Here is a 24,932-nt window from a genome sequence, read left to right as displayed (position 1 = left end):
GGGCAGCGTCACAAGCTTTCAACAACTTTCTCAGCTGATTCCCAGCTAACGCGGTGATCCTCGAACAAGGGGACAACTGAGGGAAGCAAGGGGAAGTGTCGTGCTGCTGTCGTCGCGGGGGAGCCGCATCGGCGGCCGGGTCACGCTCGGCGTCGTGTCGACGCTGGTGCTCGCGGCCACCGGCTTCGCCTGGACACAGCTGAGCAAACTGGACAACGGCATCGTCATGGCCGACGTCATCCCGCCGTCGGCCCAGATCGACGACCGTGGCACCCCTCCTGGCGAGCCGCTGAAGGTCGCTCAGAACATCCTGCTCGTCGGGATCGACGCCCGGACCGACGCGTACGGCAACCCGTTGCCACAGAACGTGCTCGACGCGCTGCACGCGGGCAGCGGCGACGATGGCGGGGACACCACGGACACGATCATCCTGGTGCACATCCCGGCGGGCGGCGCCGCGGCGACCGCGATCTCGATCCCGCGCGACTCCTATGTGGACATCGCGGGCGGGTACGGCAAGCACAAGATCAACTCGGCGTACAGCCGCGGCAAGAACGCCGCGATGTCCGGGTTGCGCGCCCGGGGCCTGACCGGCGCGCAGCTGGAGGTGGCGGCGAACGAGGCGGGCGCGAAGACGGCGATCCAGACCGTGGAGAAGTTCACCGGGCTGACGATCAACCACTACGCGGCGATCAACCTCGCCGGGTTCGACGCGCTGTCACAGGCCGTCGGCGGCGTCGACGTCTGCCTCAAGGCGCCGGTGCACGACAGTTACTCCGGCGCGGACTTCGCGGCCGGCCCGCAGACGCTGTCCGGCGCCCAGGCGCTCGCGTTCGTCCGGCAGCGCCACGGCCTGCTCAACGGCGACCTCGACCGGATCGCGCGGCAGCAGGCGTTCCTGTCCGGGATGGCGAAGAAGGTGCTGAGCGCGGGCACGTTCACCGACGTGTCGAAGCTGAACTCGCTGGTCGGCGCGGTGCAGGGGGCTGTCGTGCTGGACAAGGGCTGGGACGTCCTGAGCTTCGCGCAGCAGCTGCGGGGGCTGACGTCCGGGGCGATCGGCTTCGCCACGATCCCGGTGCAGAGCCTGTCGATGCAGACGCCGTCCGACGGCGACGCGGTGAAGGTCGACCCGGCGCAGGTCCGGCAGTTCGTGCGCACGGCGATCAGCACCCCGGCGGTCCAGGCTTCGGGCGACGACACGACCGGCGGCGTGAAGCCGGTGGCGGCGACCGGCACGAAGCCGCCGTCGACGGGCGCGGTGGGCACTGTGGGCGCTTCGGACACGAAGCAGCCGGCGACCAGTACGGCCGCCGGCTGCGTGAACTAGCGTCGCGCGTCCGAGGTTCGTTGACGAGGGGCCGGGGTTGCGCCCCAATGTGGCGTTGGTTGCGTTGGACGCACCGAACGCCACATTGGGTGCGTTGGACGCACCGAACGCCACATTGGGGCGCTCGGCCGGACCGTCAAACAACTTGCGACGCGATACTAGGTTTTACACGAACGCGGACTGCCCGGTGATCGCCTTGCCGACGATCAGGGTGTTCATCTCGCGGGTGCCTTCGAAGGAGTAGATCGCCTCGGCGTCGGCGAAGAACCGCGCGACGTCGTAGCCGAGCACGATCCCGTTGCCGCCGAAGATCTCCCGGCTCCAGGCGACGACCTCACGCATCCGCGAGGTGACGAACGCCTTGGCCAGCGACGAGTGCTCGTCCTTGAAGATCCCCGCGTCCTGCAGCCGGGCGAGCTGCACCAGCATGCCCCACGACGCGGTGATGTTGCCGAGGCTCTTCACGAGCAGGTCCTGCACCAGCTGGAAGCGGGCGATCGGCCGGCCGAACTGTTCGCGCTCCTGGGCGTAGGCCAGCGCGGCTTCGTAGGCGCCGATCATCACGCCCAGCGCCTGCCAGGCGACGCCGCCGCGAGTGGCGCGCAGGATCTCCGCGACGTCGCGGAAGGAGTTGATGCCCTGCAGGCGGTTCGCCTCCGGCACGCGGACGTCGGTGAGGGTGATCTCCGCGTTCTCGACGATCCGGAACGCCGTCTTGCCCTGGATCTTCTCCGGCACGAAGCCGGGCGTGCCCTTCTCGACGACGAAGCCCTTGACGTGGTTGTCGTCGACGTCCCGCGCCCACACCACGACGTAGTCGGCGAAGGTCGCGTTGCCGATCCACTTCTTGGCGCCGTTGAGGATCCAGGCGTCGCCGTCTCGCCTGGCGGTGGTGCGCATGCCGCCGGCGACGTCGGAACCGCCGAGCGGCTCGGTCATCGCGAACGCGCCGATCTTGTCCATCGCGGCCAGCTCGGGGAGCCAGCGGTCGCGCTGCTCCTGGCTGCCGCCGCTGTGGATCGAGTACATCGCGAGTCCGTTGTGGACACCGAAGAACGTGGCGACCGACGCGTCGGTGCGGCTCATCTCCATCGCCATCATGCCGGTGAGCAGGTTGCTGACCGCGGGCTTGTGCTCGCCGTAGCCCTCGTACGGCAGGCCGGCGAGGCCCGAGCCGCGGAACATCCCGATCAGTTCCTTCGGGAAGGTTCCGGCTTCCCAGTTCTCGTTCACGAGCGGCTTGACGTCGCGGGTCAAGAACTCGCGTGCCTTGACCAGCAGCTTGCGCTCCTCGTCGGGCAGCAGCGCTTCGAAGTCGTAGAAGTCGGCGGTGAGCTTGTCCTTGAGCGGTTCCATGTCAGTTCTCCTCCATTGCGTTCAGTACGGCGAGCTGCTTGCGGTCGCGCGTCTCGGCGAGTTCCGAGTACGTGGAGGAGCCGTAAGCCTTTTCGACGGCTTCGATGAGCCGTTCCTGCTCTTCAGGGCTCTGGCTGGGGTTGCCCAGTCCGGCCCACATCTTCTTCATGGACTGGCCGATGTGCTCGGCCATGTGCCGGTAGCCGCCGGGGCCGCCACCGAGGTGCGAGCCGAGGAACGGCCCGACGGCCGCCCAGCGGATGCCGAGCGAGTTCGTGATCACCTTGTCCAGGTCTTCCGGGGTCACCACGCCTTGTTCGACGAGGTAGATCGCTTCGCGGCTCAGCGCGTTCTGCAGCCGGTTCCCGACGAAGCCCGGGATTTCCTTGCGCTCCACGACCGGCGTCCGGCCGAGGAAGGTGTAGAAGCCGACGGCCGCTTCGACCGACTCTTCGCTGGTCTGCTCGCCGGGGACGACCTCGACCAGCGGGATCAGGTGCGGCGGGTTGAACGGGTGCCCGATGAGGACACGGCTGCCGTCGATCCCGCCGGTGAACGCCGTCGACGGGATGGCGCTTGACGAACTCAGCAACAGCGCGTGCTCAGGCGCTTCCTCGACGAGCGTCTTGAACAGGTCCTTCTTGAACTCGACGTTCTCGGGGCCATTCTCCTGCACGACGTCCGCATCTTTCACTGATTCAGTGACGTCGGCGGCGACGTGGACCCGGCTCGCCAGCTCCTCGGCGGTTGTGCCCAGGTGCGGGGCGAAACTCGTCAGTGCGTCGGAGATGGCCTCGGCGAGGTCTGGACGCGGGTCGCTCACCCGGACGGTCAGGCCGTGGTGGGCGAACAGCGCCGTCCAGGACAGCCCGATCGTGCCGGCACCGATGACCGCCGCGTTGGTGAACTTCATGACCGCACTCCCTTCAAGTAGTCGAAGACCGGCTTGACCGGGGCGAGCGTCAGGTCGGTGAGGAGGTGGCTCGCGGAGACGACCTCCAGCACCGGCAGGTCGGCCAGCGGGGCCAGGACGTGGTGGAACAGCTGCAGCCGCGCCGGGCCGGTGTGGGCCTCCTTGACCACCACGTCGGTGATCTCGGTGCGGACCAGCTCCTGCACACGCGGCGCGCCGTCGTAGCCGGGGATCGTCTTGAGCATGAACGTCGGGACCGTGATCTGTCGCTCGGCCTCGCGGACGTCCAGCTCGTGGTGCTTGTAGCCCATCGTCGCGGTGGCCACCCGGAGCGTCCCGTAGTCCAGCGTGCCCACCAGAACACCGTTGTCGACATAGAGATCCGGGCTGCCGACGGTCTTCGGGTACGCGCTGACCTCGCGCCCGGACGCGGTGGCCGGGAAGTTGTCGAGGTACATCGCGTGCAGGTACTCGCCGCGCTCGCCGTCGAAGCTGACTTCGATCGCCTGGCCGGACTCGGTGTACGGGCCGTAGCCGGAGACGTCGCCCATCTTCATGACTTCGAAGCGCACCAACGGTTCTTCGACCTTCAGCGGCTCCGGGACGACGGCGCGCAGCGCGTCGGCGTCGGTCCGGTAGACGATGTTCAGGTACTCGCGGTTCGTGAACCTCGGCACCACCGGCGCGAACGCCGGGGCGGTCAGGGGAGTGGTCACGTGCCTGCGGACTTCGTCGATCTTCATGGCTATTCGCCCGTCCACTTCGGAGCGCGGCGCTCGGCGAAGGCGGTCATGCCCTCGCGGACGTCGGCGGACCGCATCAGCTTCTTCGTTTCTTCACGTTGCACGGCAAAGGCTTCGGCCTCCGAGCCGCGCACGATCTTCTTGACGGCGGCCAGCGCGAGGGGCGCGTTCTCCGCGAGCTTCTCCGCCAGCTGCAGTGCGACGGCGGCGGCGTCGCCATTCGGCGTCACGCGGTTGACCAGGCCCAGCTCGCCCGCGCGGCGGCCGGTGGCGGGCTCGCCGGTGAGCAGGAACTCCATCGCCAGGTGGTGCGGGATCCGCTTCGGCAGCCGGATCACGCCGCCGCCCGCGGCGATCAGGCCGCGCTTCACCTCGGGGAGGCCGAACTTCGCGGTCTCGGCGGCGACGATGAGGTCACAGCCCAGCGCGAGCTCGAACCCGCCGCCCATGGCGAACCCTTCGACGGCGGCGATCAGCGGCTTCGTCAGCTCGGCCTCGGTGAGGCCGCCGAACCCGCGGCCGGGGATCTCCGGGGACTCGCCCTTGAGGGCGGCCTTGAGGTCCATCCCGGCGCTGAAGGTGTTGCCGGCGCCGGTGAGGACGCCCGCCCGGAGCGTGGGGTCCTGCTCCAGTTCGTCCAGGGCGGCGGCCAGCCCGGCCGCGACGGCGGCGTTGACCGCGTTGCGGGCCTGCGGCCGGTCGATCGTGATCAGCAGGGTGCCGCCGATCCGTTCGGTGCGTACTTCGGTGGTGCTCATGACTTCACACTTTCTTCACGCAACTTTCCCTAGGAAAGTGCGATTGGTTCAGACCAGTTCGGCGAGGACGTCGGCGGTGTCCTGGCCGGCCAGCGGGGCCAGGCGGCGGATCGAGCCGGGCGTCGCGGAGAACCTCACCGGGATGCCGACCGTGCGGATGGCGCCCTCGCTCGGGTGCTCGACGGTGTCCAGCAGGTGGCCGTCGCGGACGTAGGGGTCCTCGTGCGCGCGGTCCAGTTCGAGCACTGGAGCCATCGGGATGCTGTGCTTCGCGCACACCTCGGCCCACTCTTCGGTGGTCAGCGCCGGGGCGCACACCGCGATCTGCTCGGACAGCCACTCGTTGTCGGCGCGGTTGATGGCGTCGCCGTTCACGCGCGGGTCCGCGGCGAGGTCGGGGCGGCCGGCTGCGGCGAAGAAGTCGCGGAAGTTGGCCGGGTTGTAGGGGATCACGCAGGCGAGGCCGTCCTTGGTGCGGACCGCGGCGTGGCCCTTCGTCATCGACAGCGCGAACCCGGTCGGGCCCTCGGCCGGCTCGTAGGTGTGCCCGGCCAGGTGCTCGACGAGGTTGAACGCGATCAGCGTGTCGGTCATCGGGATCTCGATCCGCTGGCCCTGGCCGGTCTTGTCGCGGTGGACCAGCGCGGCGAGCACGCTGTAGGCGATGGTCAGCGACGAGACCTTGTCGCCGATGATCGTCGGCAGGTAGACCGGCTCGCCGAGCGCGCGGTTGGCGACGTCGACCAGGCCGGAGGAGGCCTGCACGGTCTCGTCGTAGGCGGCGTTGCCGGCGCGGTCGGAGTCACCGCGGAAGCCCTGCGCGTGGGCGTAGACCAGGCGGGGGTTGCGCGCGGCGACGTCGGCGTAGTTCAGGCCGAGCCGGGCCAGCGCGCCGGGGCGCATGTTGGTGATCAGCACGTCGGCGGTGTCGATCAGCTTCAGCGCCTGCTCGCGCTCGGCCTCGTCCTTGAGGTTGAGGGACACGCTGCGCTTGTTGCGGTTGACGTTCAGGTTCAGCGGGGTCATGCCCGGCGTGGTGCGGTACTCGCCCACGCGGACGGTGTCCGCGGGGGACTCGATCTTGATCACGTCGGCGCCCAGGTCGCCGAGGATCTGGGCCGCGTACGGGCCCATCACCACGGTCGAGAGGTCGATCACGCGCACGCCGTCCAGCGGGCCGGTCGTGGTGTCGGTGATGTCCGTCATCATTCGTCCTTTCGCACCTTGCTGTGTTGCGCTACCTCCGAAGCTAGTAGCGGGTGCGAGGAAAGGGAATGATCATGATGCGCGCAATGGTATGACTACGGCAGTCATGCCATTGTTGTCAGGAGTCGAGAGGTTCCGCGAAGACGTCTTTCGCGGCTTCGACGAGTTCTCGCAGGTCGCCTTCGGTGCGATCGCGGCGCCAGACCAGGCCGGTGTCCAGCTGGGGTCGGAAGTCGGTGAACGGCAGCACGATGACGTTGTCGAGCCGGTAGCCGTGCATGGGGGACTTCGCGTCCAGCATGGAAATGGAAAAGGCTTCACCGCTGGAAATGATTTCGGACGTCCCGCCGTATCCGGTGTTGGTCAGCCGGATGCGTTTCTTGACGCCCAGTTCGCTCAGCTGGTGGTCCAGCTGCTCGAAATACGCCGGGGTGATTTCCTCGGGTGAGGCCACGTACGGGAGTTCGGTCAGCTCGGCGAGACTGACCGAACTCCGGCCGGCGAACCGGTCGGCGGGCACGACCGCGCCGAGCCGTTCCGACATCACCGGCAGCTGCTCCAGCGCCGGATCGGTGACCGGCAGCCGGGCCAGGGTGAGCGCGAGCTTGCCCTCGTGCACGCCCTGCACGAGGTCGGCGGTGGTGCCGGGCCAGCGTTTCAGCTCGTACTTCTCGCGGACGCGCCCGGCCAGGGTGTTGACGCGTTCCCGCAGGTCGGGGTGCACGCCGGCGGGCATGCCGAGGAACACGGTGCTGCGACGCGGCTTCGTCGCCTCGTCGAGTTTCCAGGGGATCGAGCTGACCTGCTCGAGGACGTCCCGGGCGAGCGGCAGCAGCGCGGCCCCGGCATCGGTGAGGGTGACGTGGTGGGTGCTGCGGTCGAACAGCTGCTGCCCCAGCTCGTGCTCGAGGTCCTTGATCCGCTGGCTCAAGGGGGACGCGGCCATGTGCAGCTTCCGCGCCGCGGCGGAGAAGTTCAGTTCCTCGGCGACCGCGACGAAGTAGCGCAGGTGCAGCATCTCCATGCCCCGACCCTACGGCCCACCCCATGCCGACCCCCTCCCAATCACGCGAGTGACGCGCCCAATCACGCGAGTTACGTTCCCAATCACGCGAGTTACGTTCCTGATCACGCGAGTCCCGTGTACCGGAACGGCGAACTCGCGTACCTGGACGGACGACTCGCGTGCCTGGAGGGTCGGCTCGCGTGATCAGGGGGGCGACGCGGCGCCGCCCAGCTCAGCCCACCGGAACCGCCGCCGTCGGGAAAGTGATCGTGAACGCCGCTCCGCCTTCCGGCGCCGGGCCTGCCGTCAGCGTGCCACCCATGCGGGTGACCAGGGCGTGGACCAGGGCCAGCCCGATGCCCGACCCGACCGGACGGCGGTCGCGGTACCGCGCGTTCAGCACCCCGCGCTCGAACGCCACCGGGTAGTCCTCCGGGGCCAGGCCCGGGCCGCCGTCGCGCACCGAAAGCCGCGCCGAACCAGGAGAAACCGACAGCGAGAACACCATCGGCGCGCCGGCCGGGGTGACGCGCAGCGCGTTCTCCGCCAGCCCGTCGACGACCTGGCGCAGCCGTCGCGCGTCCGCCAGGACCGGGACCGGAGAAGAAGGCGCCGAAACGGACAGCCGGACGTCCTCCCGGGCGCACCGCAGCTGCCAGACCTCCGCGCAGTCGCGGACCAGCGCGCCCAGATCCAGCGAAGCGACGTCGAGGCGGAACTCGTCGGCGCCCAGCCGCGCCAGTTCCAGCAGGTCCGTGACCAGCCGTTCCAGCCGCTGCGCCTCCCGCTGGATGGTCTGCCCGGCCCGCTGGGCGTCGTCTCCCGAAGCCACGCCGTCCGCGATCGCCTCGGCGAACCCCGTCACCGCGGTCAATGGCGTCCGCAGCTCGTGCGACACCGACAGCAGGAACTCACGCTGCCGCGCTTCGCTGACCGCCAGCGCGTCGGCGAGCGAGTTCAGCGACCCGGCGACCTCCGCCACCTCGCGCGGCCCTTCCACCGGCACCCGCACGTCCCGCCGTCCCGCCCGCAGGGATCCCGCGGCAAGGGCGGCGCGCCGCAGGGGACGGCCCAGCAGCCGGCCGGAGACGAACCCGGCCAGCGCCGCCACCAGCAGACCTATGCCCAGCGCGAAAAGGATGTTGCGCACGAGCGCCTTCTGCGTCGCTTCGGCGTTGCGCGCGGGCAGGACCAGCGCGAACGCCGCCCCGCGCGTGCCGACCACCCGCGTCTCGACCAGGTACTGCGCACCCCCGGCCATGACGCGTCCGGAGTGGTCCGCGCCGAACCCGAGCTTGCCCGCGGCCTGCACGGCGACGGCGTCGCCGAGCGCCTGCCCGCCCGCGCGGCGGATCACCACCGAAATCCCCTGGCCGCGCACGACGTCGGCGACCTTGCCGACGCCCAGCCGGTTCCCGATGCCGGTCTCGTCGAGCTGCGACGCGACGACGTCGGCCTGCGCGGCCAGCGACGACTGCAGCACGTTGTCCGCCGTGGTCCGGATCAGCCGGGACGCGACGAGCCCGGCCACGATCACCGCGACGCCCGCGACGGCCAGGCACACCAGCGTGATCCGCCCGGCAAGAGTGCCCTTCATGCCGGGTCCGCCGCGTAGCCGATGCCGCGCACTGTCCTGATCGGACTCGACGCGCCGAGCTTCGCCCGCAGCTGCGCCACGTGGACGTCGACGGTGCGGGTGCCCGCCGCCGCGGCGTAGCCCCAGACGGCGCTGAGCAGCTGGTCGCGCGAAAGCACCTGCCCGGGGTGCCGGAGCAGGTGCGTGAGGAGGTCGAACTCGGTGGACGTCAGCGCGACCTCGACGTCGCCCGCCCAGGCACGCCGGCTGGTGACGTCGACGCGCGCGCCGCCGACGGCGAACGTCTCCGCGGCCGGCGTCGTGCCCGAGGCGCGGCGCAGCACCGTCCGGACCCGGGCGGCCAGCTCGCGTGGGCTGAACGGCTTGGTGAGGTAGTCGTCCGCGCCGATCTCCAGGCCCAGCAGGCGGTCGAGCTCGTCGTCGCGCGCGGTCACGAACAGCACCGGCGTCCAGTCCCCGGCCGCGCGCAGCGCCTGGCAGATCTCGATACCGTCCATTCCGGACAGTCCGATGTCGAGCACGATCGCCACCGGCTTGAGCCGGCGGACGGCGTCCAGCGCCCGCCCGCCGTCCGCCTCGACGTGCACGCCGAAGCCGTCGCGCTTGAGGTAGAGCGCCGCGAGCTCGGCGATCGCCGCCTCGTCCTCGACCACGAGGACGAGGCCGCGTCCCGGTGACCCCATACCTGCTCCCGTCTCCGCACTGTTCAGAGGGGAGACGCTAGCCGGTCAGGGCGAGCCATCGCTGTTCATGTCGGACTCGACGCCGTTGAGCGTCGACTCGATCCCGCTCAGTTCCGACGTCGACGGCGAGTTCCCGGGGGCCGGGCCCATCAGGTTGTCGCGGCAGCCCGCGCAGCCGAGCGCGACGAGCGCGGCGGCCCCGACGGCCGCCGCGACCCTCGCGCCTCTCACTTGGCCGGCTTGCAGTGCGCGGCCGCGAACGCGTCGAGCTTCTGCTTCGCCGTGTCCAGCTCGCCGACCCGGCCCTGACGCTTGGTGGCGCGCTGGTCGAGCTGGTCGGCGCGCGCGGTGTGCCCCTTGGCGCGCTGGTCGGCGGCCCGCGCCTTGAGGTTGGCGACCGAGCCCTTCACCTCGGGGCCGCCGGTGATCCGCTGCTTCAGGTTGTCGGCCCGCTTCTGCAGCTTCGGCACCCAGTCGGCGCAGACCCGCTGCGACTCCTCCGGGCTGAGCGTGATCGGCGCGACCGGCGCCGGTGACGTCGTCTGGGCCGAGGCCAGCGGCGCCGCCACCAGCAGGCAGGCCGCGCTCGCCCCGCCCGCCAGCGCCAGCCGCGTCCAGGTGGTTCCTCGCATCGTTTCTCCCTCGTATCCGTTCGTGGGTACCGGGAGTACTTTCGCCGGGCGGTGTTCGGAGGGCGTCCGCCTAGTGTTCGGGCTTTGTAAGGCCGACGGTGACCGACGTCCGCGCGAGGTCGAACGTCAGCGTGTCGCCCAGCGCCGGCAGTGCGGGATCGAAGAGCAACCCGTCGGTGCCGCCGAGGAGCAGCCCGAGCCGGTGCCCGGCCGGCACGACGTGGTCGAGCGCGGTGAGGTCGAACGTCATCGTGTACGCCCGGCCGGGAACGAGCGGTTCGCCGTGCCGCAGCGACGCGTGGTGCCCGAGGTCCGCCCAGCCGGCGGCGACGATCCGGTGGTCGGCGGCGACGACGTCGGCAGCCGTGTCGAGGAAGCACGCGCTGTCGGTGGCGGAACCGGAACCCCAGCACGAGCGCGTGGCCAGGTTCTCGACCCCGCTGCCGTAGAACGCGGTGTCGCGGTTCTCGGCCGGGCCGTAGTCGACGAGCGCGACGCCGAGCCGGGCGGCGGTCTTGTCCGACGACGCGGTGATCGTCACCGAAGGCGACCCGGAGATCCGCACAGCTGAGGGCAGCGGAGCACCGGTGAACCGGGCGGCCGACGTCCCGGTCGCCCACTGTTCGCGGGTGACGGCCGGATCGTCGACGACGGTGGCCGTGCCGGTTCCGGTCTGCCCCAGCGTGCCGCCACCCGACGGGCGGAACGTCGCCGGGAGTGTGGCCGGCGGCCAGTTCCGGGCGTCCGTCCACTGGTCCGGCGCGGTTTCGAGGTGGACGGCGGGATCGCGCTCGACGCCGTTGCGGATGCCGAGCAACCAGCGGTCGAACCAGCGGTGCAGGGTCTCGACCCACCGCGCCCGCTGCAGGTCGAAGGGGTCGGTGTGGCCGGCCTGGCTCAGCCACGCCTTGCGCGGGACGCCGGCCCGGCCCAGCGCGTCCCAGTAGCGGGCGAACTGGTTCGGCGCGACGATCCAGTCCCCGAAGCCCTGCGCGATGAGCACGCTCGCGCGGACCTGTCCGGCCCGCGGGACGTAGTTCACGCTCTGCCAGTAGGCGTTGTAGTCGCCGTTCGTGCCCGCGCGCGCCTTGAGATCCGCCTCGAACGGCTTGCACAGATCGGCGGCGCGCTCGTTGTAGGTGAAGGCCGACCCGGTGTTCTCCGGCGTGGCCAGGGGAGCGCCGTTCGCGATGAGCTGGGCGTAGTTGTCCGCGACGCCTTCGATCGGCACGATCGTCTTCAGCCCGGCGATGCCCGAGGCGGCCATGCCGATCGCGGTGGCGCCGTCCTGGGACTTGCCGATCGCGCCGACGCTCCCGGTGGACCAGTCCGCTCGCACCGGGCGGCCGCCGTCGGGCGCGTCGAAGGCCTTTGCCCGGCCGTTGAGCCAGTTGACGACCGCGTTGCCGGAGCCGACGTCGTCGAAGCAGCCCGACGACCGGTTCGTCCCGCCGACGTCGGCGAGCACCACCGCGTAACCGCGCGGCACGAAGTAGTTGTCGTAGAACAACGGGAACTGCTCCGGGGTGCCGTCCGGCGCGTACGTCTTCTTCTGCGCCTCGTTGCCGCGGCCGCAGCACGCGTAGTACGGGCTGACATCGAGGATCACCGGGACGCGCCCGCGAGTGTCGGGCCGGATGACGTCGGCCGCGACGCGGTCGGCCTTGCCGTCGCGGTCGTGGTCGGTGCCGGTCTCCACCCACGCCGTTTCGCGGATCGCCTGGTCGTAGGCGTGGATCGGGCGGCTTGCCGATGGCGAAGCGGACGCCGCGGGGACGAGCCCCGCCGTCGTGAGCAAAGCGGCCAAGAACCCCAGTAGCAGTCGCATCGCGCCAGTCGATCACGGTTTTTCGTACCTGGCCAGGAATTGCTCCATGGCGGCGTCGACGGCTTCGCGGTCGCCGGTCGTGACGAGGTCGAGCAGCAGCCCGCGGGCGACGGCGAGCCCGAGCCGGGCGTGGGCGGCCCGGTCGGCTTCCGGGACGCCGAGCTGGGCGAGCCGGGCTTCGATGGGCTCGAGCCAGTCTTCGATCACGCCGTCGAGGAACTCCGCCGTGCCCGGGGTGCCGCCGAGTGCCTGGCCGTAAAGCTGGAAGAACAGCCTTTCGTTGGCGCGCAGGTCGTCGTCGGTGAGCCGCCGCCAGAACTCCGCCGGGTCGAGACCGGCGAGGGCAGCGCGCTGGCGGGCCTCGACCTCGCGCGCCACCGCCGTGAGCAGGCCTTCCTTGGAGCCGAAGTGGTAGATGAGCATGCGGTGGCTGGTGCCGAGGTCGGCGGCCAGCGCCCGCAGGCTCCGGTCGGCCCCGCCGTGGTTGGCGATGTGGTCGATCGCCGCGGCGAGGAGCTTCGCCCGCGGGCTTGCGTCGATCATGTACCAGATGGTACACGTACCAAATGGTACAACGCATTTCGGTTCACGCCCGGACGGCTGCCCCGGCCGACGCCGTGTACGCCCTGCTGCGAGACGGCGCGAGCTGGCCCACCTGGTCGCCGCTGGGGTCGTTCGAGCTGGTCAGCAAGGGGGAGGATGAGCCAGAAGGCCTGGGGGCGATCCGGCTGTTCACGACCAACGGCGTCCGCTCGTACGAGAAGATCGTCGCGCTGGAGCCCGGCCGCCGGTTCGGCTACGCGCTGGAGCACGGCTTGCCGCTGCGGGACTACGTCGCCTACGTCGACCTCTTGCCCCGCGACGGCGGGACCGACATCCACTGGCACTCGACGTTCACGCCGAAGATCCCCGGCACAGGGTGGTTCTACCGGTGGTTCCTCGGCTCCTTCATCAAGCGGGTGGCCGCCGGTCTGGCACGCGCCACCGCCTGATCGGCGTGTTACTCTCCTCCGGAAAGTGAGGAGCGTGGTGTGCAGGCGAACCCCTATGACCGCAACTGCCCGACCCGTCGGCTGCTCGATCGTATCGGCGACCAGTGGACGGTGCTGATCGTCGGCGCCCTCACGCCCGGCCCGCTGCGGTTCACCGAAATCGGCCGCCGGGTGGACGGGATCTCCCAGAAGGTGCTGACGCAGACGCTGCGAAGCCTGGTCCGTGACGGCCTCCTCACCCGCACGGCGTACCCGACGATCCCGCCGAAGGTGGAGTACGAGCTGACAGCGTTGGGGCGCAACCTCTCCGAGCCGCTGGAGTTGCTGGACCGCTGGGCGCGGCGGCACATGTCCTCGGTCCAGGAAGCCCGGGACGCCTACGACGCGGAGCACGCCCAGGCCTCCGCCTGACCCACGCCGGCCCGGGTCAGCCGCTGAAGAGACGGTCCAGGTAGTAGTCCACAGTAGACACGGCCTCGTCCGGAGTGCGGTGGCCCATCAGGATTTCCGAGCTCTGCGAGTCCGCGATCGCCCACAGGACCGACGCCTCGGTCGCCGGGTCGGCCGACGCCGGGACGTCGCCCGCGTCCTGGGCCTGGCGGACCTGGTCGGCGAAGAAGGCGAGCAGTTCCGGCATGCCCTCGCCGAAGGCCTTCCCCATCGCCGGGTCGGCCACGGCGCGGATGAAGTACGCGACGCCGATCAGGTAGTCGCCCTCGCTCTCGGGGTCGAGGGGCAGGATTTCGACCAGGCAGGTGCGCAGGATCGACCGCGGTGTCGGCGGCCCCTCGGCGAGCACCTTCGCGGTGATCCGCGCGGTGCGCAGGCGATGCCGGTGCTCCAGGGCGAACCGCAGCATTTCGTCCTTCGTCTTGAAGTAGTGCTGCACCGACCCCATCGACATGCCCGCTTCGGCCGCGACCTGGCGCAGGCTGACGCCTTCCAGTCCGGCGCGCGTGGTCAGCCGCTGCAGCGCCTCGGCGATCTGCACCCGGCGCTGGTCGTGGTCCACCTGTTTCGGCACACTCGCTCCCGTTGTCATGCGATCGCATTGCGAAACCCCGGGCGTCGCCGTTACGATGCGGTCGCATTGTAAACCGATCTCGGGGGTGTCCGGTGTCCGAAGGCACGGTGCGGCTGCGGCCGCCCCGCAACGCACTCGACCGTCGCGCGATCGCGTGGTGGCGCTGGCAGTGGGCGCTCGTGTTCGCGCCGGCGGTGTTCGTCCTGGCCCTGCTCGGCCTGCTGATCCCGCCGGCCGCGGTCTGGCTGCTGGTCCCGGCCGCCGTCCTCGCGCTGGCCGGGGCGGTCTGGTGCGTCGTCCTGCCGCGGTGGTGGTTCGGGCTGCACCGCTGGGAGGTCACCGAGACCGCCGTCTACGTGCGCTCGGGCTTCCTGTGGCAGGAGTGGCGGGTGGCGCCGCTTTCGCGCGTCCAGACCGTCGACACGCTGCGCGGCCCGCTGCAGCAGCGCTTCGGGCTCGCCACGGTCACGGTGACCACGGCGTCGGCGCGCGGCGCGGTGAAGCTGAGCGGGCTCGACGCGCGCGTCGCCGCCGACGTCGCCGAGCGGCTGACCGAACGCACGGACGCCACGCCCGGGGACGCGACGTGAGCGGCTGGCGCCGGCTCGACCGGCGCACCCTCGGCGTCACCGCGGTTCTGCTGGCCGGGATCACCGTCTCGGCGGGCACCCCGATCGCCATCGGGACCCGGTCGCTTTGGCTGGCCCCGGCGGCGGTGCTGTTCATCGGCGGCGGCGTGCTCGCCGACTACGTCCGGTGGCGGCACACCCGGTTCCGGTGCACCGCCGAGCGCCTGGAGGTCGAGTTCGCCTTCGTCGCCCACACGCGCAAGTCGTTGCTCCGCGAGCGGATCCGCGGCGTCGACCTGACGGCGAACCCCCTGCACCGCGCGTTCGGCGTCGCGGTGCTGAGCATCGGCACCGGGCGGGACGAGAAGATCACCCTTTCCCCGCTGGCCAGGGCGGACGCCGAAGCGCTGCGCACCGAACTGCTGCACCGGATCCCGGAGCCTGCCGCGCACGACGGTCCACTCGCGATACTCGACCCGCGCTGGATCCGATACGCGCCGGTGTCCTTCGTCGCGCCGGCGCTCGGCCTGTCCGCGTTCGGCGCGCTGTTCAAGGTCGCGGACTGGTTCGGCGCCGGGGGCGGGTTGCTGAAGTGGCTCCTGAACCTCTTCGGCGGGCTTTCCCTGGCCGTGAGCGTTCTCTTGCTGCTGGTCCTCGCGCTCGTCGTCGGCGTCGCCGGCGCCGTGGGCCTGTTCGTCGAAATGTGGTGGAACCACCGGCTGGACCGCGAGCCCGGCGGCACTCTGCGCGTCCGCCGCGGCCTGTTCACGACCCGGTCGATCACCATCGAGGAGCGGCGGCTGCGCGGGGTGGAACTCGTCGAGCCGCTCGGGGCCAGGCTCGCCGGCGCCGCGCGCGTGGACGCCATCGCCACGGGCATGAAGCGCGACGACGGCAAAACCGAAGCCAAGACGCTGCTGCCGCCGGCCCCGCGCGCGATCGCCCGGGAGGTGGCGGCGCGGGTCACGGGCGAGCCCGTCACGGACGTCCCGCTGGTTCCCCACCCGCCCGCCGCCCGTGGGGGGCGGCTGCGCTGGGCCCTGCTGACCGCGCTCGCCCCCGTGCTGGTCCTGCTGGGGCTCGGCGCGCTGCTCACCGACGTCCTGCTCGTGCTGGGCGGGCTGCTCGCCGTCGTCGCGCTGCCGGTGGCGGTCCTGCTGGCCCTGGACGCCTACCGCGGTCTCGGGCACGGCTCACGCGGCCGCTACCTGCTGATGCGGGCGGGTTCGGTCCGCCGGAGCACGGCCGTGCTGGCGCGGGACGGGGTGCTCGGCTGGACGGTGAAGCAGTCGGTGTTCCAGCGCCGTCGCGGGCTCGCGACGTTCACCGCGACCACAGCGGCCGGATCCGGCGCCTATTCGATCCGCGACGCCGACGCCGACGAAGGCCTCGCGTTCGCGGTCGCGGCCGTGCCGGAAGTGCTGGAGGCGTTCGCTTCGGTGCCCGCCGAAGCGTCGCGGACCTAGGTTCGGGACATGGACGAATTCCGTGCCCTGCACGTGCCCGGTACCCCGCTGCTGCTGCCGAACGCCTGGGAGTTCGGCGTCGGCGCTTTCCTCGCCGTCCAGGGCTTCCGCGCGCTCGGCACGACCAGCCTCGGCGTGTCCGCGGCGGCGGGGGAGCCCGACGGCGCGCCGTCGACGCGGGACGCGACGGTCGCGCTGGCCACGCGCCTGGCCCGGCTGGACGCGCTGGTCAGCGTCGACATCGCCGACGGCTTCGGCGCGGACCCCGGCGCGGTGGCCGATCTCGCCGCGGAGCTGGCCGAGGCGGGCGCGGTCGGCGTCAACCTCGAAGACGGCCGCGCCGACGGTTCGCTCGCCCCGGTCGACGTGCAGTGCGCGCTGGTCGCCGCGGTGAAGGAGCGGGTGCCGCGGCTGTTCGTCAACGCCCGGACCGACACCCACTGGGCGGGCGACCGCTCGGTCGCGGAAGCGGAGACGCGGGTGCGGGCGTACGCGGCGGCGGGCGCGGACGGCGTCTTCGTGCCCGGTCTCGCCGAGCCGGCGGACGTCGAGCGGATCGTCGCGGTCGGGCTGCCGCTCAACCTGCTGTTCCTGCCCGGCAAGGTCACCTTGGCCGGGCTGGCCGAGCTCGGCGTCGCGCGGGTGAGCCTGGGGTCGCTGCCCTACCGCATGGCGCTCGCGGCCGCCGCCGAAACGGCGCTGGCCGTGCGCGAGGGCCGTGACCTGCCGCTGAGCCCGCCGAGCTATGCCGACGTCGCCGCGTTGCTGCCCTAAATCGGGTTGCCCCGGTCTGCTTGGCTCGGGGGTATGCATGCCTTCGGAACCGATTTCGCCGTCCCGCCCGGATACCTCAACACGCCCAGCGTGGGCATCCCGCCCGCGCCGGTGGCCGCGGCCGTCGCCGAGTCCGTCGAACGGTGGCGGACCGGCGCGATCCGGCCGGGGGAGTTCGACGAGTACGTCGCGCGATCGCGAGCCGGGTTCGCGCGGCTGCTCGGCGTCGAACCGGGGCGGGTCGCGAGCGGCGCGTCGGCCTCGCAGCTCGTCGCCAACGTCGCCGCGGCGCTGCCCGCCGGCACCCGCGTGCTCGCCGCCGAAGGCGACTTCACCAGCGTGACCTTCCCCTTCGCGGCGAACCCCGGCGTCACGGTCACCGAGGTGCCCTTGGAGTCGCTCCCGGAGCGGGTCGAGGGCCACGACGTCGTCGCGGTGAGCGTCGTCCAGTCCGCCGACGGCCGGATCGTGGACCTCCCGGCCCTGCGGGCCGCGGCCGAGGCCACCGGCGCGGCGGTGCTGCTCGACGCCACCCAGGCGGTGGGCTGGCTGCCCCTGGACGTCGCCTGGGCGGACTGGGTGGTCGGGGCGGGCTACAAGTGGCTGCTGTCCCCGCGAGGCAGCGCGTGGCTCGCCGTGCGGCCGGACGCGCAGGAGCGCACCCGCGCGGTCGCGGCGAACTGGTACGCCGGCGACGACCCGTGGGCCACCGTCTACGGCCTCCCGCTGCGCCTGGCCGGCGACGCCCGCGCGTTCGACCTCTCACCGGTCTGGCTCGCCCAGGTCGGCGCGGCCGCCGCCCTGGAGTACTTCGGCGACCTCGACCTCGCCCAGGTCCAGGCGCACAACACCGGCCTGGCCGACACGCTCCTGGAGAAGCTCGGGCAGCCGCCGCGCGGCACCGCGATCGTGTCGCTCGACGCCGATCCGGAGCGGGCGGCCGCGGCGGGGATCGTCTCCAGCGTCCGCGGCGGCCGGGTGCGGGTCGGCTTCCACCTCTACAACACCGCTGACGACGTCGAACGCGTCTTACGTGCGTTCGAGTGAACCGCCACGGGAGAGTGAACTACCGTATGGCCTCGTGGTTGGTGCGCACTTCACCCCAGGCCCGTCCGACACGGCCCCGCTGGGCGCGGTTCCCCCGCAGCCCCGGCCGCCCGTGCCGGGACCGCCGGCGCGTGACACCCGGTCCCTGCTGCTCAAGGGCGCCGGGCTGGTCGCGATCGCCGTCGTCTCCGGGCTGCTGTGGTTCCTGATCCGGCACGACTCGACGCCGGACCAGCCGGTCGCGCAGCCGCCGGCCCAGAACACCGGGCAGTTCACCTTCACGAAGGTCGCCGGGCCGGAGCCGTCCGACGACTGCGCCGCGAAGTCGTACGGCGAGACCAAGAAATTCTTCCAGGAAAACTCGTGCCGGTCGCTGGTCCGCGCGCTCTACACGACGGAGTCGGGCGGCGCGAAGGCGCTGGTGTCGGTGGTGCTGGTGGGGATGCCGGACTCGACGAAGGCGAAGGCGCTCAAGACGCTGACCGAGAAGGACGGCACCGGCAACGTCACCGACCTGGTCCGCGACAAGACGTTCGCCGGCACCGGCACGCCGAGCGTGAGCGGCAGCGACGCGGCGTACGCGTCGAAGGTGGACGGCGCGAACACCACGATCGTGCTGGCCGACTTCTACGCCAAGCACACGGACAAGGCCCTGATCGAGAAGATCGCGGACGACGCCCTGCGCCTCTCCGCCGACCTCCACAGCTGACCTGGGCACCCGGGCCCCAAACGCCCCAATGTGGCGTTCGGTGCGTCCAACGCACCCAATGTGGCGTTCGGTGCGCTGGACGCAACCAACGCCACATTGGGGCGTTTGACCGGCGCTCAGCTCGCCTGGCCGGGCATGGGGATCGCCGTCGGTTTCTCGCCCGCCTCGGCGCGCCACGGCGTGCCGCGCCGGGACGCCGCCACCAGGGCGTGCAGCGCCGTCGTGCGCAGGCCCGCGTCGTCCGTGTGGTTCACCACCGCCAGCCACGCCGACGCGCAGTCCGCTTCGGCCGTCGCCACCACCTGGGCCGCCGACGCCGCGTCGGTCACCGGCTTCTTCGGCACGTACGCCGGTTCCGGCGCGACCGGGGTCGCCCCGGCCGCCGAGAGCATCGTCTGCAGCAGGTCACGGCGCAGGGCGTGCTCCGCGGCGCCGCTGTTCTCGGCGTCGCCGAAGTCGGCCGGGAGGAACGCGCTGACCAGCCCGTACACCCAGACCGCGGCGTGCTCGGCGGCGAGCGCCACCTGCAGCGGGTCCACGACCTCCGCCGGCACGGTGCCGGACGGCGCGGTCACGGCGGGGGCGTCCTCGCCCGGGCCCAGCGCGGGGGCGATGCGCTGCAGCCCCGCGCAGCCCGCCGCCACCGCCGCGACCAGCCCGGCGCGGTAGCGCGGCAGCCCGCCGACGAGGTCTTCGGCCTGCTTGCGGGCGGCCGCCAGCCGGTCCTTCAGGTCACCCAGCGCCGCGGGCGCCGGCGGGGTCGGGGACGGCGACGGCTTCGGCCGGTTCAGCCGGTCCACTTCGGACTTCAGCGCGGCCGCGTGCGCCGCGCGCGCGTCGGCGAGCTGGCCGGCGGCGTCGGCGTCCTTGCCCTTGGCCAGCGCCCGCGCGGCGGCGGCGTCCGCCTGGGCGGCGGCCAGGAGCGGCTGCAACGGGTCGGGACTTTCGTCGTAGCCGGGCCCGCAGGCGGCCAGGGGGACGGCCAGTGCGGCCAGCGCCCCCGCGCGGAGGGCGGCACGACGGGTCAGCTCGGTCGGTCTTCCGGTCACGCCGCCCCATCCTGCCAGGCCCCGGGGCGCCCCCGCCGCTCGCGCGGGGTGACGGGGTGACCGGATAAGCTGGTCCACCACCGACCCGAACACATCCAGCCCGAACAAGGAGAGCCCCACGTGCCAGGAGAACTCGCCAGCCGGCTTCAGCCGATAGTGGCCGAAGCCGTCACCGCCGCGGGTTTCGACCTCGACTCGTTCGAGGTGCAGCAGGCCGGCCGGCGGCAGCTGGTCAAGGTCGTCGTCGACTCCGACGACGGTGTCGGGCTGGACGAGGTCGCCGAGATCAGCCGCACGGTCTCGGCGGCGCTCGACGAGAACGAGCACGTGCTCGCGAGCGCCTACACGCTGGAGGTCACCTCGCCGGGCCTCGACCGCCCGCTCACCCAGCCCCGGCACTGGCGCCGCGCGCGGCTCCACCTGGTGAAGGTCACCCCGGCCGAAGGCGCGGCCTTCGTCGGCCGGGTCGGTCACGCGGGTGAGGACGCCGCCCGCGTCCTCGTGGACGGCAAGCTCCGCGACGTCCGCTACGCCGACGTGGCGAAGGCGGTCGTGGAGATCGAGTTCAAGCAGCCGCCCGTCGAGGACATGAAACTGCTCGAAGACGACGCGTCCGGCATGATCGGCGCCGGTCAGGCCGAGACGGAGAAGGGGTCGAAGTGAACGTCGACATCGCCGCGCTGCGGGCGATCGAACGGGACAAGGACATCCCCTTCGAAACAGTGATCGAGGCCATCGAGACGGCCTTGCTCACCGCGTACAAGCACACCGAGGGCCACCAGGCGCACGCCCGTATCGACATCGACCGCAAGACGGGGCTGGTGCGGGTGCTCGCGCGCACGCTGACCCCCGAGGGCGAGACCGACGAGGAGTGGGACGACACCCCCGAGGGGTTCGGCCGGATCGCCGCCACCACCGCGCGCCAGGTCATCCTGCAGCGGCTGCGCGACGCCGAGCACGAGAAGACCTTCGGCGAGTTCTCCACCAAGGAGGGCGAGATCGTCGCCGGCGTCATCCAGCGCGACGCCCGCGCCAACGCGCGCGGCATGGTCGTGGTCCAGGTGGGTGACACCGAGGGCGTGCTGCCGTCCGCCGAGCAGGTGGCGGGGGAGCGCTACGAGCACGGCAGCCGGATCAAGGCCTACGTGGTCACGGTCTCGCGCGGCAACCGCGGCCCGCAGATCACGCTCTCGCGCTCGCACCCGAACCTGGTGCGCAAGCTGTTCGCGCTGGAGGTGCCGGAAATCGCCGACGGCACGGTGGAGATCGCCGCCGTGGCGCGCGAGCCGGGGCACCGCACGAAGATCGCGGTCAAGTCCACGGTGGCGGGCGTCAACGCCAAGGGCGCCTGCATCGGCCCGGTCGGCGCGCGCGTGCGCAACGTGATGAGCGAGCTGGCCGGTGAGAAGATCGACATCATCGACTACTCCGAGGACCCGGCCCGGTTCGTGGGGAATGCCCTGTCCCCGGCGAAGGTTGTTTCGGTACGAGTCGTGGACGAGCGGACGAAGACCGCCCGTGTCGTGGTGCCGGACTTCCAGCTGTCGCTGGCGATCGGCAAGGAGGGCCAGAACGCCCGCCTCGCCGCCCGCTTGACCGGCTGGCGGATCGACATCCGCAGCGACGCCGCACCGGTGGACGACGAGGGTGATCAAGACCACGCTCGTCCGTCGCGGCCCGCCGCGACAACCGGTTCGGCTGAGTGAAGGTCGAAGCGCTAGACTCAGGAGTGGTTCAACGCCCGCGGCGGGTAGCCGAGCACCAGCCCCACCGGAATTCCCCGGTGCGGACTTGTGTCGGCTGCAAGCGGCGGGCCTTGATCGGTGAGCTGCTGCGCGTGGTCGCGGTGGACAGGCGGGTGGTCGTCGACGGACGTCGGCGGCTGCCGGGGCGGGGAGCGTGGCTGCATCCCGACCCGGACTGCCTGGCCAAGGCCGAACGGCGGCGAGCCTTCCCGAGAGCCTTGCGGGCTCCCGGGGCACTCGATGCTCGCGAGGTTCGCGAGCACGTCGAGCGCACCACTACGCACCACGAAGCCGGGACATCCCCGGGTTCGCGAGGATTCAAGGAAGCAGGTCGACCCGTCATGAGTCAGCCGTGAAGCTGAAGCCATGAGCGTCAGACAATAAGGACGAGGTCAGCGGATCCCCGCCTGGCCTCCCCTAGATGAGGAGAGTTGTGCCAGGCAAGGCCCGCGTACACGAGCTCGCGAAAGAGCTCGGCATCACCAGCAAGGACGTTCTCGCGAAGTTGAAGGAACAAGGCGAGTTCGTCAAGTCCGCGTCGTCCACGGTCGAGGCGCCCGTCGCCCGCCGTCTTCGCGACGCGTATGCCCCCAAGGGCGCCAAGAAGCCCACCCCGAGCCCCGGCCCGTCGGCGCGCCCCGGCCCGCCGGCCGCCAAGCCCGGCGCGCCCGCCGCCCCGAAGCCTCCCGCGCCTGCTCAGCAGGCTCCGGCGGCCAAGGCGGCACCGGCACCGGCGGTGTCGGCTACGTCGGCTCCGGCCGCACCCCAGCAGCAGGCGCCCGCGGCGTCGAAGCCGGCCGGCCCGGGGCAGCGCCCCGGCCCCCGGCCCGGCCCGCGTCAGCAGCCGGCCGCGCCGACACCCCAGGAGCAGGTCCCGGCCGCCAAGAACGAGGCGCCGGCCGCTCCCAAGCAGGACACCCCGGCGGCGCCTTCGGGCAACACCGGTTCGGTCGTCCCGCCGAAGCCGCAGGGCCCCAAGCCCGGCGGTCCCAAGCCCGGTCCGCGCACCCCGCGGGTCGGCAACAACCCCTTCGGCGTCGGTTCCGGCGCTCCGCCGCGCCCGCAGGGCCCGCGCCCCGGTGGCGGCCAGGGCGGCGACAACCGCCCGCCGCGTCCCGGTGGCGGCCAGGGTGCCGGTGACCGTCCGGCCCCGCGGCCCGGCGGTGGCGCCGGTGGCAACCGGCCGAGCCCGGGCAACATGCCCCCGCGGCCGAACCCCGGCATGATGCCGGGCCGCACGCAGCGCCCGGCCGGTCCCGGTGGCGGCGCTCGCGGTGGTCCCGGTGGCGGTGCCCGTGGCGGCCCCGGCGGCGGCGCTCGTGGCGGCCCCGGTGGCGGTGGCGGCGGCGGTTTCCGCGGCGGTCCCGGTGGTGCCGGCGGCGGCGGTGGCTTCCGTCCCGGTGGCGGCGGCGGTGCCGGCGGTGGCTTCCGCCCCGGTGGCGGCGGTCCCGGTGGCGGCGGCGGCGCTCCGGCCGGTGGCGGCGGTTTCCGTGGCGGCGGCGGTGGCCGTGGTGGCCCCGGTGGCCGTGGCGGTACCGCGGGTGCCTTCGGACGCCCGGGTGGCCCCTCGCGCAAGGGCCGCAAGTCGAAGCGGCAGAAGCGCCAGGAGTACATGGACAACATGCAGGCGCCCAGCGTCGGCGGCGTCCGCCTGCCCAAGGGCCAGGGCGAGACGATCCGGCTGCCGCGTGGTGCCTCGCTGACCGACTTCGCCGAGAAGATCGACGCCAACCCGGCTTCGCTGGTGCAGGTGCTCTTCCACCTCGGCGAGATGGTCACCGCGACGCAGTCCGTGTCGGACGACATCCTCGAGCTGCTCGGCGGCGAAATGAACTACAACGTTCAGGTCGTCAGCCCCGAGGAGGAGGACCGCGAGCTGCTGGAGACCTTCGACATCACCTACGGCGACGACGCGGGTGGCGAAGAGGATCTGCAGGTCCGGCCGCCGGTCGTGACCATCATGGGTCACGTCGACCACGGTAAGACCCGCCTGCTCGACACGATCCGGAAGACGAAGGTCCGCGAGAGCGAGGCCGGCGGCATCACGCAGCACATCGGTGCGTACCAGATCGAGACCGAGCTCGAGGGCAACCCGCGGCTCATCACCTTCATCGACACCCCGGGTCACGAGGCGTTCACCGCCATGCGTGCCCGTGGTGCGAACTCGACCGACATCGCGGTGATCGTGGTGGCGGCCGACGACGGTGTGATGCCGCAGACGGTCGAGGCGATCAACCACGCGCAGGCCGCCAAGGCCCCGATCGTGGTCGCGATCAACAAGATCGACAAGGAAGGCGCGAACCCGGACAAGATCCGGCAGCAGCTCACCGAGTACGGCCTGGTCGCCGAGGAGTACGGCGGCGACACGATGTTCGTCGAGATCTCCGCGCGGCAGAACATCAACATCGACGGCCTGCTCGAGGCGATCCTGCTGACCGCCGACGCCGCTCTGGACCTCCGGGCCAACCCGGACATGGAGGCCCAGGGTGTCGCGATCGAGGCGCACCTCGACCGCGGCCGCGGCCCGGTGGCCACCGTCCTGGTCCAGCGCGGCACGCTGCGCGTCGGTGACTCGGTCGTGGCGGGTGACGCCTACGGCCGCGTCCGCCGGATGGTCGACGAGCACAACGTCGACGTCACCGAGGCGCTGCCCTCGCGTCCGGTCCAGGTCATCGGGTTCACCTCGGTGCCCGGTGCGGGCGACACCTTCCTGGTGGTCGACGAGGACCGCGTCGCCCGGCAGATCGCCGAGCGCCGCTCCGCCCGGACGCGCAACGCGCTCAACGCGTCGCGTCGCAAGCGGGTCAGCCTCGAGGACCTCGACTCCGCCTTGAAGGAGACGAACAGCCTCAACCTGATCATCAAGGGTGACAACTCGGGTACCGTCGAGGCCCTCGAAGCCTCGCTGCTCCAGCTGGACGTCGGCGACGAGGTCGAGCTGAACGTGGTCCACCGCGGTGTCGGTGGCGTGACCGAGTCGGACATCGACCTGGCGACCGCGTCCGACGCGATCGTCCTCGGGTTCAACGTCCGCGCCCAGGGCAAGGCGACCGAGCGGGCCACCCGCGAGGGCGTCGACGTCCGGTACTACACGGTCATCTACCAGGCGATCGACGAGATCGAGCAGGCCCTCAAGGGCATGCTCAAGCCGGAGTACGAAGAGGTCGAGCTGGGCCGCGCGGAGGTCCGCGAGGTCTTCAAGTCCTCCAAGATCGGCACGATCGCGGGTTGCCTGGTCATGTCCGGCGAGATCCGGCGCAACGCCCGGGCCCGTCTGCTCCGCGACGGCACCGTCGTGGCGGAGAACCTGCCCGTCAGCTCGCTGCGGCGGTTCAAGGACGACGTGGTCGAGGTTCGCGAAGGCTACGAGTGCGGTTTGACGCTCGGTTCGTACGGCGACCTCAAGGTCGGCGACCAGATCGAGACGTACGAGCAGCGCGAGAAGCCTCGCGCGTAAGGACGATCGACACCGGGTGTGCGTTTCTCGCGCACACCCGGTGTCTCC

26 protein-coding genes are annotated in these 24,932 nt (G+C 71.7%); 12 read left to right on the top strand and 14 right to left on the bottom strand.

Annotated elements, in window-relative coordinates:
• Positions 1-100: 100 nt before the first annotated feature.
• Positions 101-1,330, top strand: a complete 1,230-nt coding sequence (locus AB0M82_RS03190; protein ID WP_364717190.1) for an LCP family protein — start codon at positions 101-103, stop codon at positions 1,328-1,330.
• A gap of 165 nt (positions 1,331-1,495) precedes the next feature.
• On the opposite strand, the gene AB0M82_RS03185 is transcribed toward AB0M82_RS03190, so the two are convergent.
• From AB0M82_RS03185 to AB0M82_RS03130, 12 genes are all read right to left on the bottom strand, one after another.
• Positions 1,496-2,686 (bottom strand): acyl-CoA dehydrogenase family protein, encoded by a 1,191-nt coding sequence (locus AB0M82_RS03185; protein ID WP_364717188.1) that lies wholly within the window; start codon positions 2,684-2,686, stop codon positions 1,496-1,498.
• A 1-nt stretch (position 2,687) separates the two neighbouring features.
• Positions 2,688-3,599: a 3-hydroxyacyl-CoA dehydrogenase NAD-binding domain-containing protein gene (locus AB0M82_RS03180; RefSeq protein ID WP_364717186.1), complete on the bottom strand. Its 912-nt coding sequence runs from the start codon at positions 3,597-3,599 to the stop codon at positions 2,688-2,690.
• Entirely contained in the window at positions 3,596-4,342 is a 747-nt protein-coding gene (locus tag AB0M82_RS03175; RefSeq protein WP_364717183.1) for an acetoacetate decarboxylase, read from the bottom strand. Before AB0M82_RS03175 ends, AB0M82_RS03180 begins: the two co-directional genes overlap by 4 nt.
• A gap of 2 nt (positions 4,343-4,344) precedes the next feature.
• On the bottom strand, positions 4,345-5,100 hold the full coding sequence (locus AB0M82_RS03170) for a crotonase/enoyl-CoA hydratase family protein (RefSeq protein ID WP_364717180.1): 756 nt from the start codon (positions 5,098-5,100) through the stop codon (positions 4,345-4,347).
• A gap of 48 nt (positions 5,101-5,148) precedes the next feature.
• Positions 5,149-6,306 carry a CoA transferase gene (locus tag AB0M82_RS03165; RefSeq protein WP_364717177.1) on the bottom strand — a complete coding sequence of 386 codons (1,158 nt, stop codon included), beginning with the start codon at positions 6,304-6,306 and terminating at the stop codon, positions 5,149-5,151.
• Positions 6,307-6,424: 118 nt separating this feature from the next.
• Positions 6,425-7,330, bottom strand: a complete 906-nt coding sequence (locus tag AB0M82_RS03160) for a LysR family transcriptional regulator (protein WP_364717174.1) — start codon at positions 7,328-7,330, stop codon at positions 6,425-6,427.
• Positions 7,331-7,544: 214 nt separating this feature from the next.
• Positions 7,545-8,909, bottom strand: a complete 1,365-nt coding sequence (locus AB0M82_RS03155; protein WP_364717171.1) for a HAMP domain-containing sensor histidine kinase — start codon at positions 8,907-8,909, stop codon at positions 7,545-7,547.
• Positions 8,906-9,592, bottom strand: coding sequence for a response regulator transcription factor (locus AB0M82_RS03150; protein WP_364717169.1), 687 nt, complete (start codon positions 9,590-9,592; stop codon positions 8,906-8,908). The genes AB0M82_RS03155 and AB0M82_RS03150 overlap by 4 nt, the downstream gene beginning before the upstream one ends.
• A gap of 45 nt (positions 9,593-9,637) precedes the next feature.
• Positions 9,638-9,823 carry a hypothetical protein gene (locus AB0M82_RS03145; protein ID WP_364717168.1) on the bottom strand — a complete coding sequence of 62 codons (186 nt, stop codon included), beginning with the start codon at positions 9,821-9,823 and terminating at the stop codon, positions 9,638-9,640.
• On the bottom strand, positions 9,820-10,224 hold the full coding sequence (locus tag AB0M82_RS03140; RefSeq protein ID WP_364717166.1) for a hypothetical protein: 405 nt from the start codon (positions 10,222-10,224) through the stop codon (positions 9,820-9,822). Before AB0M82_RS03140 ends, AB0M82_RS03145 begins: the two co-directional genes overlap by 4 nt.
• A gap of 70 nt (positions 10,225-10,294) precedes the next feature.
• Entirely contained in the window at positions 10,295-12,052 is a 1,758-nt protein-coding gene (locus AB0M82_RS03135) for a CocE/NonD family hydrolase (protein WP_364717164.1), read from the bottom strand.
• A 12-nt stretch (positions 12,053-12,064) separates the two neighbouring features.
• The gene (locus tag AB0M82_RS03130) at positions 12,065-12,595 is read right to left on the bottom strand and encodes a TetR/AcrR family transcriptional regulator (protein WP_364717162.1); all 531 of its coding nucleotides are present in this window, start codon (positions 12,593-12,595) and stop codon (positions 12,065-12,067) included.
• Between the two features lie 23 nt (positions 12,596-12,618).
• Between AB0M82_RS03130 and AB0M82_RS03125 the strand changes: the two genes are divergently transcribed.
• Together AB0M82_RS03125 and AB0M82_RS03120 are read left to right on the top strand one after the other, a co-directional pair.
• Positions 12,619-13,044, top strand: coding sequence for an SRPBCC family protein (locus AB0M82_RS03125; protein ID WP_364717159.1), 426 nt, complete (start codon positions 12,619-12,621; stop codon positions 13,042-13,044).
• Positions 13,045-13,083: 39 nt separating this feature from the next.
• Positions 13,084-13,455, top strand: coding sequence for a helix-turn-helix domain-containing protein (locus AB0M82_RS03120; RefSeq protein WP_364717156.1), 372 nt, complete (start codon positions 13,084-13,086; stop codon positions 13,453-13,455).
• 16 nt (positions 13,456-13,471) lie between these two features.
• Here the strand turns inward: AB0M82_RS03120 and AB0M82_RS03115 are convergent, their stop codons facing one another.
• Complete coding sequence (locus tag AB0M82_RS03115) at positions 13,472-14,068, bottom strand: TetR/AcrR family transcriptional regulator (protein ID WP_364717154.1); 597 nt, start codon at positions 14,066-14,068, stop codon at positions 13,472-13,474.
• A gap of 92 nt (positions 14,069-14,160) precedes the next feature.
• Here AB0M82_RS03115 and AB0M82_RS03110 point away from each other — a divergent pair, with 92 nt between their 5' ends.
• From AB0M82_RS03110 to AB0M82_RS03090, 5 genes are all read left to right on the top strand, one after another.
• Complete coding sequence (locus tag AB0M82_RS03110; RefSeq protein ID WP_364717151.1) at positions 14,161-14,658, top strand: PH domain-containing protein; 498 nt, start codon at positions 14,161-14,163, stop codon at positions 14,656-14,658.
• Positions 14,655-16,103 carry a PH domain-containing protein gene (locus tag AB0M82_RS03105; RefSeq protein ID WP_364717149.1) on the top strand — a complete coding sequence of 483 codons (1,449 nt, stop codon included), beginning with the start codon at positions 14,655-14,657 and terminating at the stop codon, positions 16,101-16,103. Before AB0M82_RS03110 ends, AB0M82_RS03105 begins: the two co-directional genes overlap by 4 nt.
• A gap of 9 nt (positions 16,104-16,112) precedes the next feature.
• Positions 16,113-16,877 (top strand): isocitrate lyase/phosphoenolpyruvate mutase family protein, encoded by a 765-nt coding sequence (locus tag AB0M82_RS03100; RefSeq protein WP_364717146.1) that lies wholly within the window; start codon positions 16,113-16,115, stop codon positions 16,875-16,877.
• 33 nt (positions 16,878-16,910) lie between these two features.
• Positions 16,911-17,924: an aminotransferase class V-fold PLP-dependent enzyme gene (locus tag AB0M82_RS03095; RefSeq protein ID WP_364717144.1), complete on the top strand. Its 1,014-nt coding sequence runs from the start codon at positions 16,911-16,913 to the stop codon at positions 17,922-17,924.
• Between the two features lie 112 nt (positions 17,925-18,036).
• The gene (locus tag AB0M82_RS03090) at positions 18,037-18,633 is read left to right on the top strand and encodes a hypothetical protein (RefSeq protein WP_364717530.1); all 597 of its coding nucleotides are present in this window, start codon (positions 18,037-18,039) and stop codon (positions 18,631-18,633) included.
• 116 nt (positions 18,634-18,749) lie between these two features.
• Here the strand turns inward: AB0M82_RS03090 and AB0M82_RS03085 are convergent, their stop codons facing one another.
• On the bottom strand, positions 18,750-19,682 hold the full coding sequence (locus tag AB0M82_RS03085) for a ferritin-like domain-containing protein (RefSeq protein WP_364717141.1): 933 nt from the start codon (positions 19,680-19,682) through the stop codon (positions 18,750-18,752).
• A 120-nt stretch (positions 19,683-19,802) separates the two neighbouring features.
• Between AB0M82_RS03085 and rimP the strand changes: the two genes are divergently transcribed.
• From rimP to infB, 4 genes are all read left to right on the top strand, one after another.
• The gene (gene rimP, locus AB0M82_RS03080) at positions 19,803-20,345 is read left to right on the top strand and encodes a ribosome maturation factor RimP (RefSeq protein WP_364717140.1); all 543 of its coding nucleotides are present in this window, start codon (positions 19,803-19,805) and stop codon (positions 20,343-20,345) included.
• Positions 20,342-21,388: a transcription termination factor NusA gene (nusA, locus tag AB0M82_RS03075; RefSeq protein WP_364717138.1), complete on the top strand. Its 1,047-nt coding sequence runs from the start codon at positions 20,342-20,344 to the stop codon at positions 21,386-21,388. The genes rimP and nusA overlap by 4 nt, the downstream gene beginning before the upstream one ends.
• Positions 21,385-21,783, top strand: a complete 399-nt coding sequence (locus tag AB0M82_RS03070; RefSeq protein ID WP_364717135.1) for a YlxR family protein — start codon at positions 21,385-21,387, stop codon at positions 21,781-21,783. The genes nusA and AB0M82_RS03070 overlap by 4 nt, the downstream gene beginning before the upstream one ends.
• Before the next feature lie 77 nt (positions 21,784-21,860).
• Positions 21,861-24,884 (top strand): translation initiation factor IF-2, encoded by a 3,024-nt coding sequence (infB, locus tag AB0M82_RS03065; RefSeq protein ID WP_364717529.1) that lies wholly within the window; start codon positions 21,861-21,863, stop codon positions 24,882-24,884.
• Positions 24,885-24,932: the final 48 nt, after the last annotated feature.

It is taken from the genome of Amycolatopsis sp. NPDC051128, from assembly GCF_040682715.1.
Lineage (GTDB): Bacteria > Actinomycetota > Actinomycetes > Mycobacteriales > Pseudonocardiaceae > Amycolatopsis.
Note: the sequence above shows the minus strand (reverse complement) of the source record. Positions and strands in the feature narration are given on the sequence as shown.